The 17,561-nt window shown below is 57.4% G+C and carries 12 protein-coding genes; all 12 read right to left on the bottom strand.

Going from position 1 to position 17,561, the window contains the following annotated elements; translation table 11 throughout:
* Nucleotides 1–20 precede the first annotated feature (20 nt).
* Nucleotides 21–200: a ribosome modulation factor gene (gene rmf, locus ACW5XC_RS17730; protein WP_005315693.1), complete on the bottom strand. Its 180-nt coding sequence runs from the start codon at nucleotides 198–200 to the stop codon at nucleotides 21–23.
* A 158-nt stretch (nucleotides 201–358) separates the two neighbouring features.
* Nucleotides 359–2,272, bottom strand: a complete 1,914-nt coding sequence (gene uup / locus ACW5XC_RS17725; protein WP_042055013.1) for an ATP-binding cassette ATPase Uup — start codon at nucleotides 2,270–2,272, stop codon at nucleotides 359–361.
* 73 nt (nucleotides 2,273–2,345) lie between these two features.
* Nucleotides 2,346–2,576: a glutaredoxin family protein gene (locus ACW5XC_RS17720; RefSeq protein ID WP_042055011.1), complete on the bottom strand. Its 231-nt coding sequence runs from the start codon at nucleotides 2,574–2,576 to the stop codon at nucleotides 2,346–2,348.
* On the bottom strand, nucleotides 2,576–4,753 hold the full coding sequence (gene rlmKL / locus ACW5XC_RS17715; protein WP_042055009.1) for a bifunctional 23S rRNA (guanine(2069)-N(7))-methyltransferase RlmK/23S rRNA (guanine(2445)-N(2))-methyltransferase RlmL: 2,178 nt from the start codon (nucleotides 4,751–4,753) through the stop codon (nucleotides 2,576–2,578). The genes ACW5XC_RS17720 and rlmKL overlap by 1 nt, the downstream gene beginning before the upstream one ends.
* Before the next feature lie 139 nt (nucleotides 4,754–4,892).
* Nucleotides 4,893–5,018 (bottom strand): type B 50S ribosomal protein L36, encoded by a 126-nt coding sequence (gene ykgO / locus ACW5XC_RS17710; RefSeq protein ID WP_074042696.1) that lies wholly within the window; start codon nucleotides 5,016–5,018, stop codon nucleotides 4,893–4,895.
* A complete protein-coding gene (locus ACW5XC_RS17705; RefSeq protein WP_042055007.1) occupies nucleotides 5,019–5,282 on the bottom strand; it encodes a type B 50S ribosomal protein L31 in 264 nt (87 codons plus the stop codon).
* Between the two features lie 365 nt (nucleotides 5,283–5,647).
* On the bottom strand, nucleotides 5,648–6,184 hold the full coding sequence (locus ACW5XC_RS17700) for a cell division protein ZapC (protein WP_042055006.1): 537 nt from the start codon (nucleotides 6,182–6,184) through the stop codon (nucleotides 5,648–5,650).
* Between the two features lie 90 nt (nucleotides 6,185–6,274).
* On the bottom strand, nucleotides 6,275–7,285 hold the full coding sequence (gene pyrD / locus ACW5XC_RS17695; RefSeq protein WP_005336601.1) for a quinone-dependent dihydroorotate dehydrogenase: 1,011 nt from the start codon (nucleotides 7,283–7,285) through the stop codon (nucleotides 6,275–6,277).
* A gap of 77 nt (nucleotides 7,286–7,362) precedes the next feature.
* On the bottom strand, nucleotides 7,363–12,201 hold the full coding sequence (locus ACW5XC_RS17690) for an NAD-glutamate dehydrogenase (protein WP_042055005.1): 4,839 nt from the start codon (nucleotides 12,199–12,201) through the stop codon (nucleotides 7,363–7,365).
* 278 nt (nucleotides 12,202–12,479) lie between these two features.
* Entirely contained in the window at nucleotides 12,480–12,701 is a 222-nt protein-coding gene (locus tag ACW5XC_RS17685) for a DUF2835 domain-containing protein (RefSeq protein WP_033136823.1), read from the bottom strand.
* 70 nt (nucleotides 12,702–12,771) lie between these two features.
* Complete coding sequence (gene pepN, locus ACW5XC_RS17680; protein WP_042055003.1) at nucleotides 12,772–15,396, bottom strand: aminopeptidase N; 2,625 nt, start codon at nucleotides 15,394–15,396, stop codon at nucleotides 12,772–12,774.
* A 144-nt stretch (nucleotides 15,397–15,540) separates the two neighbouring features.
* Complete coding sequence (prc, locus tag ACW5XC_RS17675; RefSeq protein WP_005351922.1) at nucleotides 15,541–17,556, bottom strand: carboxy terminal-processing peptidase; 2,016 nt, start codon at nucleotides 17,554–17,556, stop codon at nucleotides 15,541–15,543.
* Nucleotides 17,557–17,561 lie beyond the last annotated feature (5 nt).

Below are 17,561 nucleotides of genomic sequence, written 5' to 3'. Positions count from 1 at the left end.
AATGAGTGATGAAGTACCTGCTACTTCATGAAGAGGCCTGAGCCCCGCCCTTCCATGGCGTCACGCCAACCACCAAGCCAATGCCCTCGGGCATCCAGGCATTGATACGGACACGCTTCTTTCTGTTTGCCGACCACGCCAGCCTGATAACCACGAGCACGAGCTCTTTCCAGACGGTCCCGCTTCTGTCTCTTCATCATCTACGACCCTCTTCGTGGAACAAAAAAAGCGACCAATTCTGCATCGGTCGCTTTCATCTTTACTCCTGCGAGCACACTCGGTCAAACAAAAAATTCCACCCTAACCGGGCTATGTGACACAAGGCACTGAACTGGATTAAGTTTTAATTACAGGGAACTTACTCCTGATTTTTGAGTCCTTCCAGCTCTTCCCAGCGAGCAAATGCCTGTTCCAGCGCGGCTTCAGCGGCATTGAGCGCATCCAGTTTCGGCTGGGTTTTATCTGCCGGCAGCGAGAAGAACCCTGGCTGGTTGATCTCGCTTTGCAGCGCATCCAGCTCGGCTTCCAGTTGTTCGAGACGAGCGGGCAACCCTTCCAGTTCAAGCTGCAGCTTGTAGGAGAGCTTCTTGCTCTTCTTCGGCGCTTCTGGCGCGACGGCAACGACCGGCTCGGGCGCCTTGACCGCTGCACTCCTGGCCTGTTGTTGAGCGTTCTGCTGTTCGCGGGTCGCCATCATATCGGCGTAACCACCCACGTAATCGCTGATACGGCCATTCCCCTCAAACAGCCAGCAGCCGGTCACTGTGTTGTCGATGAAGCGACGATCGTGACTCACCAGCAGCAGGGTACCGGGGTAGTCGGAAAGCAGCTCTTCCAGCAGCTCCAGAGTCTCGACGTCGAGGTCGTTGGTCGGTTCATCGAGGATCAGCAGGTTGCTCGGCTTGAGGAACAGCTTGGCCAGCAGCAGCCGGTTCTTCTCGCCACCGGAGAGCGCCTTGACCGGCGTACGGGCCCGCTTGGGCTCGAACAGGAAGTCCTGCAGGTAACCGAGGATATGACGGGAGCGGCCACGCACCATCACCTCCTGCTTGCCCTCCCCGACGTTGTCCACCACGGTCTGCTCGGGATCGAGCTGCTCGCGGTACTGATCGAAGTAGGCCACTTCCAGATTGGTGCCCCCCTTGACGGTGCCACGGGTCGGCTCAAGCTGACCCAACAACAGCTTGATCAGGGTCGATTTGCCGCAGCCATTAGGACCGACCAGCGCAATCTTGTCGCCACGCAGCACCTGCAGATCCAGCCCCTCGAACAGGGTGCGATCACCAAAGTCGAGCCCCAGCCCTTCCGCCTCAAATACCAGCTTGCCGGAGCGGCTCGCCTCGTCCAGTTGCAGCTTGGCTTTGCCCTGCAGTTCACGACGCTGGGTACGCTCCATGCGCATCGCCTTGAGGGCGCGCACCCGGCCTTCGTTACGGGTACGGCGAGCCTTGATACCCTGACGCACCCACACCTCTTCCTGGGCCAGCTTGCGGTCGAACTCGGCATTTTTGAGCTCCTCGACCCGTAACCACTCCTCTTTGCCCTGCTGGTACTCGTCATAGTTACCCGGCCAGGAGGTGATCACGCCGCGATCCAGATCGATGATCCGGGTAGCCAGCTTGTGGATGAACTCCCGATCGTGAGAGATAAAGACGATGGCGCCGCGAAAATCCTTGAGGAAATCTTCCAGCCAGTTGATGGCCTCGATATCCAGGTGGTTGGTCGGCTCATCGAGCAGCAACAGATCGGGATCACAGGCCAATGCACGGGCCAGCGCCACCTTGCGTAGCCAGCCACCGGAGAGACTGTCGAGGGTCACGTCAGGATCAAGACCAAGCAGGGTCAACACCTGACTGATGCGGGTCTCGAACTGCCAGCCGTTCTGATAATCGAGCTGCTCTTGCAACTCGCTCATCTTGCGAATGTTGGCGTCTGACGGATCGCTCGCCAGCTCCATGGAGATGTGGTGGTACTGCTTGAGCAGCTCCCCCACCCCTGCCAGCCCTTCGGCGGCATAGTCAAACACCGTCAGCTCGCTGGAAGCAGGCGGATCCTGCTCAAGGCGGGTCACTTTCAAATCTTGCTGCAGCACCAGACGCCCGTCGTCCAGCGGCAATTCGCTGGCAATGACCTTCATCAGAGTGGACTTGCCCGCCCCGTTGCGGCCAACCAGGCAGAGGCGCTCGCCCCGCTCGATGGTCAATTCGGCATTGTCGAGCAGCGGGAAATCACTGAACGACAGACATGCGCCGTGCAATGTTAAAAGAGCCATGTATGTTCCTTATTTCATATGAAAAAAACGGGCAGCAGACTGGGTCTGCCCCCGTTTTATCGTCAAATCACTCTCACCCCTGACGTGCGGCCCAGCCCTTGAGCTCGACCAGCGTGAAGGGCCAGCCGAGCTCGCGGCCTGCCTCGTCACGCAGCACCGGAATGCGCACCCGATAGGCGGCAAGCCACTGCTCATCATCCATGATGTCGCGCTGGCAGGTGGTAGCGGCAAGGCCTGCCTCCTCCACCAGCGCCCAGGCCTGCTCGCACAGGTGGCAACCGTCGGTATGAAACAGGGTCAGCATCACGCCTCGCCTTGCTCCGGCGCATGAGTGATGATCCAGCAGTTGTGGATGTGCTGGTTACGTTCGAAATCCTTCGGTCGCGTCTTCTGGGTGATGTTCTGGGCCTTGAGACCAGTGGCCTCTAGACCGGCCAGATCCATCTTGAAGTGACGCTTGTTGTTGGAGAAGACCAGAGTGCCGTCCGCCGCCAGCAGGCGCTTCAGGTGCTGCATCAGCAGCAGGTGATCGCGCTGTACGTCGAAGCTCTCGTCCATCCGCTTGGAGTTGGAGAAGGTGGGCGGATCGATGAAGATGAGGTCGTACTGATCATCGGCTTCAGACAACCACTTCAGGCAATCTGCCTGGACAAACTTGTGCTGACGGCCCACCAGCGAGTTGAGACGCATGTTGTCCTGCGCCCAGTTCAGGTAGGTGTGGGACATGTCGACTGTGGTGGTTTCGCTGGCACCGCCAAGACCTGCGTGCACGGTGGCACTGCCGGTGTAGGCAAACAGGTTCAGGAAGCGCTTGCCCTTCGCCATCTGACCCAGCATGCGGCGAGTCTGACGATGGTCGAGGAAGAGGCCGGTATCCAGATAGTCGTAGAGGTTGACCCACAGGCGGGCACCGTACTCCTGCACTTCCATCCGGTGCTGCTCTTCGGAGAGCTTCTGATACTGTTGTTTCCCTTCCTGACGCTCGCGCACCTTCAGGATCACCTTCTCGCCATCCATGCCGGTCACCTTGATGGCAGCCTGAACCATGTCGAGCAGACGCTGACGGGTCTTCTGGGCGGGGATGTCTTTGGGCGCGGCATATTCCTGCACCACCAGATAGTCCTGATAGCGGTCGATGGCGGCGTTGTATTCCGGCAAGTCGGCATCGTAGATGCGATAGCAATCGATGCCCTCTTTGTTGGCCCACTTCTCGAGGGTTTTCAGATTCTTGCGCAGACGGTTGGCAAAGTCCTGCGCCACCTCTTTCTGGGAAGCCACGGAGTCCAGTGCGATTTGATAATTGCGCAGCTGACACTCGAGGGCGCCGTTGAACAGGCGATATTGCTTGTCGGCGCGCAGGCGCAGACAGCTGAGCAGCTCGGGCGATGCGGAAAGAATGGAGACTTTCCAACCCTGGAAGCTGCGACGCAGGGCATCGCCGAGGGCCTGATGCACTTCCAGCAGCGCCGGAAATTCGCCAAGACGTTCGCCGTAGGGCGGGTTGGAGATCAGCATACCGACCTGGCGGGCCTCCCCTTCCACTGTCGGCATCGGCAGCGGGTTTTCCAGCTTGGTGACATCGGCCTGCTTGAAGGTGATGAGGTGGGCCACACCGGCCGCTTTGGCGTTATCCCGGGCTTTGAGCAGCACACGCTGGTCGGCATCGCAACCAAACAGTTTTACTTCGCAACGCTGCATGCCACGTTTGGCGCGCACTTGCGCTTCCATCATCAGGCTCTGCCACAGCTCGCTATCGTGCTGCAGCCAGCGACCGAAACCGAAGCGCTCGCGGCGCAGCGCCGGCGCCATGTCGGCGGCGATAAAGGCCGCTTCAATCAGCAAGGTACCGGAACCGCACATGGGGTCCATAATGGGCTCACCGGCCCAGCCACTACGGGCAATCATGGCGCAGGCCAGGTTCTCTTTGAGCGGTGCTTCACCGGTGCCCTGACGATAGAAACGCTGATGCAGCGCCGGGCCTGACAAGTCCAGCGTGATATTGGCCTTGCCCTTGCCCAGGTGCGCCATGATGCGAATATCCGGCGACTTCTTGTCCACGTCAGGACGTACGTGACCGCGCTTGGTGAAGCGGTCAACGATGGCATCCTTGATCTTCAGCGCGCCATATTGGGTATTGCGAATGGCAGGGTTGGTACCGGTAAAGTCTACCGCGATGGTAGAGGTACCGGAGAAGTGCTCTTCCCAAGGGATGGTGTGGGCGCCCAGATAGAGATCCAGATCGTCGTTCATCTGGAATTCGGAGAGCACCAGCACAATACGGGAGGCAAAACGGCTCCACAGGCAGGCCTTGTAGCCAATCGCCAGTTCGCCTTTGAAATGGACGCCAGCCACGGTCTCACGGACCTGCTCTGCGCCAAGATTGGTCAGCTCATCGGCCAACAGGTTTTCCAGCCCCTTGGGGCAGGTTGCAAAAAATTCTTTCATCACGCTCACGGGGAACCCATAAAAATAGTGCCGCATTATACCTCATCAGGCGGGCTGGAGCATGCAAAAGTCGGCGCAAACAGCAGGATGGAAACAGATTGATAGGTGGCGAAAAGGTAAAAGGCCCCATGACTATCCGATGGCGAGATCATGGGGCCAGACATCATTTAGCGGATCACTTCATACGAGCCTTGAAACGGGGATTGCTTTTGCAAATCACGAACAATTTTCCCCGACGACGCACCAACTGACAATCGGGATGACGTGCCCGTGCGGATTTGAGTGAACAGACGACCTTCATTCAGGACTCCTTCTTGCTTGAAAATGCGCCAAAGCGCTTGTTGAAACGGGCCACACTCCCCTCGCTCGATACCTGCTTCTGCTTGCCGGTATAGAACGAGTGCGACTGGCTGGAAACATCGAGCGACACATAGGGATACTCCTTCCCGTCTTGCCACGTATAGCGGCGATCGCTCTTGATGGTTGAACCGACCAGGAAAAAGGCATCTGCCGCCGTGTCATGGAACAGCACCAAACGATAATCCGGGTGAATATGAGACTTCATGGCAACTCCATTTTGTTATGTTATAACAAAATGTAAGTGAGAATGGCTCTCGTTTCAAGCATAAAATGTCGTATGAAGAAAATCGCAGCAGTGAGTGATGTGTTGACACTGAGGTGGAGGCACTACGCAAGCAGAACAAAACAAGAGGAAGGCACCATGTTTGCAGCACGGAAGACCAAGACACTGCGTGGGTCAGAACACAAGGTGCAAGTGACTGTAACAAGCCTCAATAGAGGCTGGCTCACAACCATGAAGATCAATCAAAATGGGCAAGATGTTCGTGGATAAATGAAGTATCAGAAGGTGACAACAGTAAAAACAGGCAGCGGTGTAATCACAGAGATAAAAAGATTGATGAAAATATATCAACTGACCTGACGATATTGCTCGGTCACGATAACACGCGCTTTCATCCGGTTATTCATCACCTTGATCACCCCAAAACGCGGCAAGGTTTTACTGGTGGTCAATACCAGATCGGGAGTGAGGTTCAAACAAACGCTAGCCTGATCCCCTGCCTCAATGACCATAAATTCGCCGTTGCCATGGGGTGTATTCATCAGGACCAGATCACCATTTTGCGGGATCACTTGCGGATGCTGTTCACTAAAAAACCAGCTTTGCGGCATCAGTGGTTTATAAAAACGACTGACCGCGATGGCATTAAGCACCAACTGAACCTGATGGGGAATACTCCACTCAAGTTCGGCTGCTTTATCCATCAACTGATAATAGAGGGCGGCATCATCGACACAAAAAGGTTGGGTCGTAAACGAGCTGGGCACCAATTGTCGCCCTTTATACTCGGTCGCAAATAACATGTTATCAGACAGGTCCAACATCAGACGGTCACTCTGGGCATCATAGTGCCATTGCCAGCTATCGGTCGGTTGGATAAACATGTTGGAGCCCTTACTTGATAATTACCAGTTGACTTTATTCCATATGCAGGAAATCAGCAACGTCAAATAAAGGGCTCCGCCATCTATTTCTTAAATATTGGTCACAATCTCTTTGACCAACCCCGGCCCTTTATAAATAAAGCCGCTATAAATTTGTACCAGACTGGCACCGGCGGCCAATTTTTCACGGGCGGCCATGGCACTATCAATACCACCCACCCCGATAATTGGCAGAGCACCATTGAGCGCCTTGGCCAGATGACGGATCACCTCGGTACTCTTGTGCTGCAGCGGACGACCACTCAGGCCACCCGCTTCACCGGCGTGGGGCATGTCATAAATCATCTCGCGCTCGAGGGTAGTATTGGTGGCGATAACCCCATCAATGCCATTACGTACCAGCGAAGCGGCCACCTGATCTATTTCTTCAAGGCTTAAATCCGGGGCGATTTTAACTGCCAGCGGCACATACTTTTTATATTGGGCGGCCAGCTCTTGCTGACGCACCTTGAGGGCGGCCAGCAATTCATCCAGCGCTTCGCCATATTGCAGCGAACGCAAACCCGGGGTGTTGGGGGAAGAGATATTGACGGCAATATAACCGGCATGATCATAAACCTTGTCCATGCAGATCAGGTAATCATCCTTGCCCTGTTCGATGGGAGTATCTTTGTTCTTGCCGATATTAATGCCGATGACCCCCTGATATTTGGCCTCTTTTACCTTGGCCACCAGATGATCCACCCCCTTGTTGTTGAATCCCATCCGGTTGATGATCCCCTCTGCCGGAATAACCCGGAACAGACGCGGTTTGTCATTGCCGCTCTGGGGTCTGGGGGTAACGGTACCGACCTCGATAAAGCCAAATCCCATGGCGCCCAGCGCGTCAATGCACTCACCATCTTTATCCAGACCGGCCGCCAATCCCACCGGATTGGCAAAAGAAAGCCCCATGACAGTGACGGGGCGTTTCGGCAAATTCTGGCGGAAGAAACAATCGAGTGGCGTACCGAGAAGGCGGGGCAAATATTTCATGGAGAGATCGTGAGCCTGTTCCGGATTGAGTTTGAACAGGAAATGCCTGGCGATGGGGTACAACATCTTTGCTCCTTAAAGAAAGCCCCGGCAACTGGCCGGGGCTTTGGGTGTAATGTCGGTGTCATGCCTTAATCTGGCAATTAAAGTGCCCGACAATTCAACTGGAGCAGGTTCAACTCTCGCAAGGCCACCGAGAACTTGGCGAACTCGTGGGTACTGGTGGTCTTGAAGTCGGCCAACATATGGGTCCAACGGGACAAGAGTTGCTCATGCTCCGAAATCCAGTCGGCCAGTATGGTAGCGCATTCTCCCTGATCTTTGCACCCTTCCAGTACCACAGAAGTGAGACTGCGTTGCTGCCAGTCCAGATCTTCGCGGAAGGAGGCTCGCGCCATCGCCTGCCAGTGGTTGCCGACCGGCTGATGGTTGATCTGGTCGAGGAACCAGTGCAGATCCAGTTTGGCACCGAGGCGATAGTAAACATTGGCGGCACGCAGGATATCGGTCTTGTGCTCGGCGGCAATCTGCGCCAGATCCAGACTGGAGAAGAGGCTGCTCATATGGGCGACCTGACGGGCAATGGCTTCAGGCACCTGTTTCTCCATCCACTTGGCAACAGCCTGACGATGCTCGGCCACTTCGCTCTCATCCATCACCTCGTAAAGGTGCTTCCCTAAGGTCTCGAACGCCGGACGGAAGAAGGCGATGTTCTCGCTGATGCTCCAGCTGCGATTGCGGGCGCGCAGGAACCAGCGGGTGGCACGGCGCACGATGCGGCGGCTGTAGAACATCAGCTCGAGCTGAGTCTGGGCATCCACCAGGTTGTCGCACCCTTCGATATCGCGCCACAGCTGGTTCATGCCAAACACTTCGCGGGCCATGGCAAAGCAGCAGGCCACTTCCGCCACCGAGGCTCCGGTCTCGTCCTTCATCCGGCTGGCGAAGTTGAGCCCCATGTCATTGACCAACATGTTTGCCACCCGGGTAGCGATGATCTCGCCGCGTAGCGGGTGATCGGCCAGCTGTGCACCAAACTGCTGCTGCACCTTGGCCGGGAAGCTGGTGACCAGCATGTTAGCGAGGAAGGGCTCGTCGGTCACTTCCGGGCAGTTGAGCTGCTCTTTCAGCACCATCTTGCCGTAAGCCACCAGCACTGCCAGTTCGGGGCGGGTCAGTCCCTGCCCTGCCGCCATCCGCTCGGAAAGCTCCTCATCGGATGGCAGGAACTCCAACGCACGGTCGAGCTTGCCTTCCCGCTCCAGTCCCTGAATAAAGCGCTGCTGCTCTTTGAGTTGTTCAGAGCCGCGGAAGCTGGTGACCGAGATAGACTGGGACTGGCGATAGGCGTTGGTGATCACGATCTGCGCCACATCGTCGGTCATCTCATAAAGCATCTGGTTGCGCTGCTTGAGTGTCAGATCCCCTGCCGCCACCAATTGGTTGAGCAGGATCTTGATGTTCACCTCGTTATCAGAGCAATCCACCCCGCCCACGTTGTCGGTAAAATCGGTGTTGATGCGACCGCCCTGACTGGCGTACTCCACCCGACCGAGCTGGGTAAAGCCGAGGTTGCCCCCCTCGCCCACGATACGGGCCCGCAGATCGCGACCATTGACTCGCAATGCGTCGTTGCTGCGATCCCCAACTTCCCCATCGCTCTCACGGGCGCTTTTCACATAGGTGCCGATGCCGCCGTTCCACAGCAGATCAACATTGAGGCAAAGCAGCGCCTTGATCAGCTCGTTCGGCGCCATGCTGGCCTTGTCAGTGCCGAGCAGTGTCTGCATCTCGGGGCTCAACTTGATGGACTTGGCCGAGCGCAGGAAGATGCCGCCCCCTTGTGATATCAGCTCGCGGTTGTAGTCATCCCAGCTGGAACCCGGCAAATCGAACAGACGCTGGCGCTCGACAAAGCTCTTGGCCGCATCCGGAGTAGGGTCAACGAAGATGTGCATGTGGTTGAACGCACCCACCAGCCGAGTGTGCTCGGAGAGCAGCATGCCGTTGCCGAACACGTCGCCGGCCATGTCGCCGATCCCGACGCAGGTAAAATCTGTGGTCTGGCAGTTGACGCCGATCTCGCGGAAGTGGCGCTTGACCGACTCCCAGGCACCACGGGCGGTGATGCCCATCTTCTTGTGGTCGTAACCGACCGAGCCGCCGGAGGCGAACGCATCGCCGAGCCAGTGGCCGTATTCGAGGCTTATTTCGTTGGCGATGTCGGAGAAGGTCGCAGTGCCCTTGTCGGCGGCGACCACCAGGTAGTAGTCATCCTCATCGTGGCGCACCACGGATTTGGGCGGGATCACCTCGCCTGCGATGATGTTGTCGGTCACATCGAGCAGACCACGGATAAACAGGCGATAGCAGGCCTTGCCCTCTTCCTGAATAACGGCGCGAGGGGCCCCCGCCGGCATCTGCTTGCAGTAGAAACCACCCTTGGCCCCCACCGGCACGATGACGGTGTTCTTCACCTGCTGGGCTTTGACCAGACCCAGTACTTCAGTGCGGAAGTCTTCTTTGCGATCGGACCAGCGCAAGCCACCACGGGCCACCTTGCCCCAACGCAGATGCACCCCTTCCACCCGCGGTGAGTAGACAAAGATTTCGAACTTGGGCAGCGGCAGCGGCATGTCGGTGATGCTGGACGGCGCCAGCTTGAAGGAGATGTAGGGCTTGATGTTGCCCGCCTTGTCCAACTGGTAGTAGTTGGTGCGCAGGGTAGCGTCGATCATCTCCACATAGCGACGAATGATCCGATCGTCATCCAGGTTGGCCACCTGATCCAGCTTGGCGGCAAGCTCCTCGTGCAGCTTGGCCTGCACCTTGGCATCTTGCTTGCCGGCAGGATCGAGGCGCTGTTCGAACAGGGTAAACAGCAGTTGGGCAATATCCGGGTAGCGGGTCAGGGTCTCTTCGATATAGGACTGGCTGAAGGAGACGCCGGTCTGGCGCATGTATTTGGCATAGGCGCGCAGCACCGACACCTGACGGCCGGTAAGTCCCGCCCCCAATACCAGCCGGTTGAAGCCGTCATCTTCCAGCTGCTTGTTCCAGATGGCGGCAAACGCCTGCTGGAAGCGCTGCTGGCTCTGGGCCAGATCAAAGGGCTGCTCGCCGTGCAGCAACATGGAGAAGTCGAGGATCCAGAACAGATCGCCAGCCGGAGTGCGTACCTGATACGGGGTCTCGCCGATCACCCGCAGCCCCATGTTCTCCAGCATCGGCAGCACATCGGAGAGGTGAATGGGCTCGGTGCGATGGAACAGCTTGAGCCGTACCCGACGGTCGTTCTCCTCCTCCTGAGCGCGGTAGAACAGCATGCCCAGCGGCTCGGCTTCGCTCAGGTTATCGAGCGCCATGATGTCGGCCACGGCAGAGCCAGGCAACACATCTTCCTTGTAAGCACGGGGGAAGGCGGTACTGAAACGGCGGCGCAGCTCGTTGCCACGAGCCTCGCCATAGTGGGAAAGCAGCACGGAGTCGAGTCTGTCGTCCCAGCTGCGGGCCGCTTCAATCAGGTTGTTCTGTACTTCGTTCACATCCACATCCACGTTGTTGTTGTTGACCCGCACTATGTAGTGGGTCCGCGCCAGCACGCCTTCGGTGAAGTAGACGTTGAACTCCACCTCTTCATTGCTGCCAAAATATTTCTGCAAAATTTGCTGGGTCTTGATCCGCAGCGCCGTGTTGTAGCGCTCCTTGGTGACATAGACCATGCAGGAGAAGAAACGGCCGTACACGTCGCGGCGCACGAACAGCCGCAACATGTCCCGCTCCTGCATCTCCAGCACGCCAAGGCCGGTAGCCAGTAGTTCCTCTTCACGGGCCTGGATCAGCTCGTCACGGGGATAGGTTTCCAGCACGTTGAGCAGCGCCTTGTAGGCGTGGGAGCCCTTCTCGTGACCGGAGGCGGCCATGATGCGTTCGAGACGATGGCTGATGAGCGGGATCTGGGTCGCGCTGGTGTTGTAGATGGAAGAGGCGTAGAGGCCGATGAAGCGATCTTCCCCGATCACCTTGCCATGCTCGTCAAAGCGCTTGATGCCGATGTAATCCACATAAGCCGGACGGTGCACCCGGGACTTGCTGTTGGATTTGGTGAGGATCAGCAGGTCAGAACTCAGAGCAGCGTGACGGGCGCTGGCCGGCATGTTGCCAAGGCGCTGACCCACCTCCTTGATGGAGTTCTTCATCAGCCCCAGACTGGAGCTCGCCTGCGGCAGGATCTCGTGATCCCCCTCCACCGCCTTGACGTCGTAACGGCGATACCCCATCAGGGTAAAGTTGTGGGCAGCCACCCATTTGAGGAAGGCAACGCAGGAGGCCACCTCCTCCTTGCTGACCGGGTGCTTGCGCTTGGGCAGTTCGTCGATGATCTCATTGAGCTTGGCCAGCATGGGCTGCCAGTCGCCCACGGCAAGCGCCACTTCACCGGCCACCGAGTTGAGCTCGGCAGCCAGCGCGGCCATCTGCTCCTCGCTGGTGAGGTGATCGATCTCGATAAGGAATGCTGTTTCAACCGAGGTCTGGCCGTCGGTGTTGTCGAGTTCCAGAATGGCGTCAATCTTGCCATCCGCACCGCGAATGAGGTGCAGCGGTTGGTGCAGCATCATGTGGGCGGTGATATTGAGCCGTTTAAGCGCCATCCGGATGGAGTCGACTAGGAAGGGGGAGTCCTGCAGGATCACCTCGACGATGGTATGGGGCGATTGCCAGCCGTGACGGGTCAGCTCGGGATTGTAGACCCGGATGTAGGGATCGGTACCGCTGCGCTGATTGAGGGCATTCCACAGGCTCAGGGCCGCGCCGTAGAGATCGCTGTCATTGCGATCGTGCAGGTCGGAGCTCGCCATGTTGCCGTAGAACTTGGCAACGAAGCGCTCGACCAGAGAGGCGCTGTTTTTGGGCAACTTCTGATGGATCAAGCTGAGAACGTTTTCGAGCAGAACTGAGGTAGGGGCGTCTTTCAATGCCATTTTTATATTCCTTATCGGACGACATTAACCACCGACGCAGAGGCAACCACCCTGGTTACCCGCTGGTGCAGAGTTGTTGCGAAGTGTAATGGCTTGGCTAAGGGAAGGCGAGGAAAGGTGCTAACGAGATGTTAAAAACAAGGTGCAGATCACGGCTTAAACTGTGAGAAATTTTGTAAATAACCCAAAATACAGAAATTCCCACTACCTTTGTGCCAGTTTACCGGATAGATAGTGACGCGAAGCAGATAAACAGTCGGTAATCTGTTCGATTTTTGTTAATTTATGCGTTCGAGGCTGATAAAGCGGTAATCGTCCTGAGTTTTGAGCCGAAAATAGCCATGCACACCATTGATGGCGACAAAGGGGCGTATTTTTTCTATGCCAAGTTCCAGGGTCAATCCCTGTTCGCTGCGCACCACCAGCCGTCTAGCGTGCCCCTGATACATCAGCATCACCTCGTCACTGCTCAATGAGAGCCGAAAAGTAAATTGCTTCACACTTGCTCCTGATCACACGACAAATCACACAATAGGGGCAGGCGCATTCACGCCCCTGCCCCGTCGACACTTACTGCTGCAGCGCCTTGCTGACCTTCTCGAACAGATCCCGTGCCAGCCCCTCAAGGTTGGCAAGGCGGTTCAGCTCGGCGCGGATCAGGGCCTTGCGCGTTTCATCCAGTCGCTTGAACTGGATAAGCGGGGTAATGAGGCGGGAGGCCACCTGCGGATTGACCTCGTTGAGATCGATCAGCAGATCGGTCAGGAAGCGGTAACCGCTGCCATCCACCGCATGGAACTGAACCTGATTGCTCATGGCGAAGCTGCCGATCAGCGCCCGCAGCCGGTTCGGATTGCGAATGCTGAAAGTGGGGTGATTCATCGCCTGTTTCACTTCACTCAGCACATCGGCAGCCGGTTTGCTGCCAATCAGCCGCAGCCAGTTGTCCAGCACCAGTCCATCCTTGGCCCACTTGCCCTCGAAATCGGCCAGCAGCGCGGCGCGGCATGGCAACAGATAACCGTTGGCCACCTGCAGTGCCGCCAGGGTGTCGGTCATGTTGTCGGCAGTGGCATACTGCTCGCGCACCAGCGCATCGGCATGCTCCGCATCCAGTGCCGCCAGATAGCCGAGCACTACCCCTTTGAGGGCCCGTTTGGCCATGTCGGCGTGCACCACCTGATAACCATTCAGACGCAGGCTCTGATAGGTTGCCGCCAAGCGCGCACCAAAGGCCTCGGCAAGACGGGTGTGGATCGCGTCGCGTACCTGATGGATGGCATCGATATCGGCCACCTCGAACAGCTCGGCCAGGGTCGCCTCACCGGGCAGCGCCAGGATCTCCGCCTTGAGGGCCAAATCCAGTTCACTGTCGTCCAGAATGGCGACGAAGGCGGCCAGCAGGGTCTGGGAGAGCTCAACCCCCTGCCCGTGCTGAACCCGCGCCACCCCGTCGATGACCGCCTTGTTGATCAGCATCTGGGCCGCATCCCAGCGGGCAAACTCGTTGCGGGCAAAGCGCATCAGGAAGGCGAGCGCTTCGTCGCTGTAGTCATAGTGCAGCTTGACCGGCGCAGAGAAGTCCCGAAGCAGAGAAGGAACCGGTTTGACCGGCACTTGATCGAATTCGAAGGTCTGCTCCGCTTCCAGCACGTCGAGCACGTTGCCGATGGCCTTGCCCTGATACTGCAGCGCAATGACGGCACCCTGCTCGTCATAGAGCTCGATATCGAGGGGGATATGCAGCGGCAGCTTCTGCGGTTGATCCTGAGTCGGCGGGGTGTGCTGGCTCACATGCAGACGGTAAACACCGCTGGCGGCATCGTACTCGTCAGTGACGGTCAGCTCGGGGGTGCCGGACTGGCTGTACCAGCGACGGAAACGACCGAGCTCCACACCGGAAGCATCCTCCATCGCCTGCACGAAATCATCACAAGTAGCTGCCGAGCCGTCGTGACGCTCGAAGTAGAGACGCATACCAGCTTGGAAGGCCTCTTCCCCCAGCAGGGTGTGCATCATGCGGATCACTTCCGACCCCTTCTCGTAGACGGTCAGGGTGTAGAAGTTGTTCATCTCGATCACCACATCCGGGCGGATCGGATGCGCCATGGGGCCGGCATCTTCGGCAAACTGCGGGCCACGCACGGTACGCACGTTGTTGATGCGGTTGACGCCACGGGAGCCCAGATCGGAGGAGAACTCTTGATCCCGGAACACTGTCAGCCCCTCTTTCAGGCTGAGCTGGAACCAGTCACGGCAGGTGACGCGGTTGCCGGTCCAGTTGTGGAAATATTCGTGACCGATCACCCTCTCGATACCGTGGTAGTCGCTGTCGGTGGCGGTGGCCGGATTGGCCAGCACGAACTTGGAGTTGAAGATGTTGAGCCCCTTGTTCTCCATGGCGCCCATGTTGAAGAAGTCCACCGCGACGATCATGTAGATGTCGAGATCATACTCAAGGCCGAAACGCTGTTCGTCCCAACGCATGGAGTTGATGAGGCTCTCCATGGCAAAACCGGCGCGATCGAGGTTGCCCTTGTCGACGAAGATCTCGAGGGCCACTTTGCGGCCGCTCTTGGTGGTGTAGTGGCTGCGCTCCACATCGAAATCACCGGCTACCAGCGCAAACAGGTAGCTGGGTTTGGGGAAAGGATCCTGCCACTGCACGAAGTGACGGCCGCCATCCAGATCACCGCTGTCGACCTTGTTGCCATTGGAGAGCAGGAAGGGGAACTGGGCTTTGTCGGCGGTAATGCGGGTGCTGTAGCGCGCCAGAATGTCGGGGCGGTCCAGATAATAGGTAATGCGGCGAAAGCCCTCCGCTTCACACTGTGTACAGTAGGCATCACCTGACTTGTAAAGCCCTTCCAGCGCGGTGTTGGCGGCCGGATCCAGCAGGGTGACAATGGTCAGCACACATTCGGCCGGCAGGTTGAACAGGGTCAGACTGCTCTCGCCTTGCTCGTAGTGGTCACAGGGAATGCCATCGATGGCAACGCTCTTGAGGGTCAGCTGCTCACCATCGAGGACGAGCGGCGCATTGTGCTCGCCGTTGCGACGAATGCGGGTGATGGCGGTGACCTGGGTCAGCGGCTCCTGCAGTTGGAAATCGAGGTCGATGGTGTCGATCCAGTAGAGCGGCGCCTGATAATCCTGGCGATATTTGGCCGTCATGGCCTGGGAGTGATCGGTCATTATTGTCTGCTTCCACGCTTGTTAAAGGCGAGAAAGAGGCTGTCACAACCAACTGGCGGGGTCAAACAATTTGCATTACGTCAGATATGCCAGACAAAAAGAAAGGGCGACCGCAGTCGCCCTTGTGCATTACAGGTCGCTTTGTCAGCTGCGTTTGCTGACCTTGGCCAGATCTGCCGTGATATTGGCCGCTTCGATGAGATACTCATCGGGCGCTTCGAAATCAGCGGGCAGTTCATCCAGACTCTTCACCGCCGGCTTGCCAAGACGTGCCAGACGCTCGTTGGTACGTTTGAGCGCTTTCTCATCCTGTTTCGCCTGCTCTGCAACACGCTCCGCCTCGTTGAGGGAGACCGACTTTTTGTCTTTCTCCTCCTTGTAGTCGGCGATGTCCTGCATCACATAGGCAAACTCGGGATCCTTGGCGATCCGGGCATCGTGAGCTGCCTGCAACTTGGGCAGTACACTGGCGAAGTTGCCGAGTTTCTCGTAGTTGGCGGAGGCAATCTTGTCCCACGGCAACGCATTGAACTCACGGCTTTCGCCCGTCTCTTCCGGAGCAACCGGTGTCGGGAAGCTGATATCCGGCGCAACGCCCTTGTTCTGGGTGCTGCCACCGTCGATCCGGTAGAACTTGGCGATGGTGTACTGCACGTGACCGAGCGGCTGCTCGTAGAAGTCATAGACCTTGGCGAGACTGCGATGCTGCTGCACCGTCCCCTTGCCGAACGAGTTTTCACCAAGGATCAGGGCGCGGCCATAATCCTGCATGGCGGCAGCGAAGATCTCGGAGGCCGAGGCGCTGTAGCGGTCGATCATCACCGACATGGGGCCGCCGTAGTAAACGTTGCCATCGTCATCGCCATTGACCGTGATTCGGCCCATGTGATCACGAATTTGCACCACGGGACCACTGGCAAAGAAGAGACCGCTGAGGGCGGAGGCTTCGGTCAGGGCGCCACCGCCGTTACCGCGCAGATCGATGATCAAGCCATCGATCTTCTTCTTGTTCAGGCTGGAGAGCTCCTTGATCACGTCGTCGTGCAGATTGACGTAAAAACTCGGGATCTCGATGACGCCAATCTTCTTGCCTTCGGCGTTAATCACCTTGGACTTGGCGGCCCGATCTTCAAGGCGAACCTTGTCACGGGTCAGCTCGATCTGCTCGGTCTTGGCGGTTGCGCCCTTGCCGCGCTGGATCTCCAGCTTGACCTTGCTCCCCTTGGGCCCCTTGATGAGCTCGACCACGTCATCAAGACGCCAGCCGATCACATCGACAATCTTGCCATCTTCCTGCCCTACCCCGGTGATCTTGTCATCGGGCTTGAGGTGGTTGGATTTGGCAGCTGGGCCACCGGGCACCAGCGAACGGATGACGGTAAAGTCATCTTCCGCCTGCAACACGGCACCAATTCCCTCCAGCGAGAGGTTCATCTCGGTGTTGAAACGATCGGCACTGCGCGGTGAGAGGTAACTGGTGTGCGGTTCGATGGCGCGAGCGAAGGAGTTCATGAAGAGCTGGAAGACATCTTCGCTCTCGGTCTGGGACATCCGCTTGATGGCGTTGTTGTAACGCTTGCCAAGCAGCTCCTTGATCTCGGGCCACTCCTTGCCACTGAGCTTGAGACTCAGGGCATCGAACTTGACCCGCTGACGCCACAGCTCGTTGAGCTCTGCTTCATCTTTGGGCCAAGCCGCCCCTTCCCGATCAAACACATAGTTGTCGGTCTGGGTAAAATCGAAAGGAGTATCAAGCAGTTTGAGGGCGTATTCGAACCGCTCATAACGCCGCTGCTGACTCAGGTTGAACATCTCGTAGGCGGGTGCCAGACGGCCTCTTTCGAGGTCGGTGTCAAAACCGTTACGGTACTTTTCAAAACGGCTGATATCAGAGGCCAAAAACAGGTTGCGGCTGTAGTCCAGATTCTCCAGATATTTATCGAAAATCACGGAGGAAAAGGCATCGTCCAGCTTGAACTGTTTGTAGTGCGAGCGGGTAAACAGATTGGTAATTCGCTTGCTGGCCGTAGCATGTTGGCTCTCTTGAGCCAACACAGGCAAATCACTCTCCTTGAGCACCGGCTCGATGGCCTGTGCAAGCCCGGCAAGCGCCAGGCTACAGGCAACGAGGGAAAAACGAATTACGCCATGCTTCAACATTTGTC

The organism is Aeromonas sp. 25-AL00135 (assembly GCF_054052385.1).
Note: the sequence above shows the minus strand (reverse complement) of the source record. Positions and strands in the feature narration are given on the sequence as shown.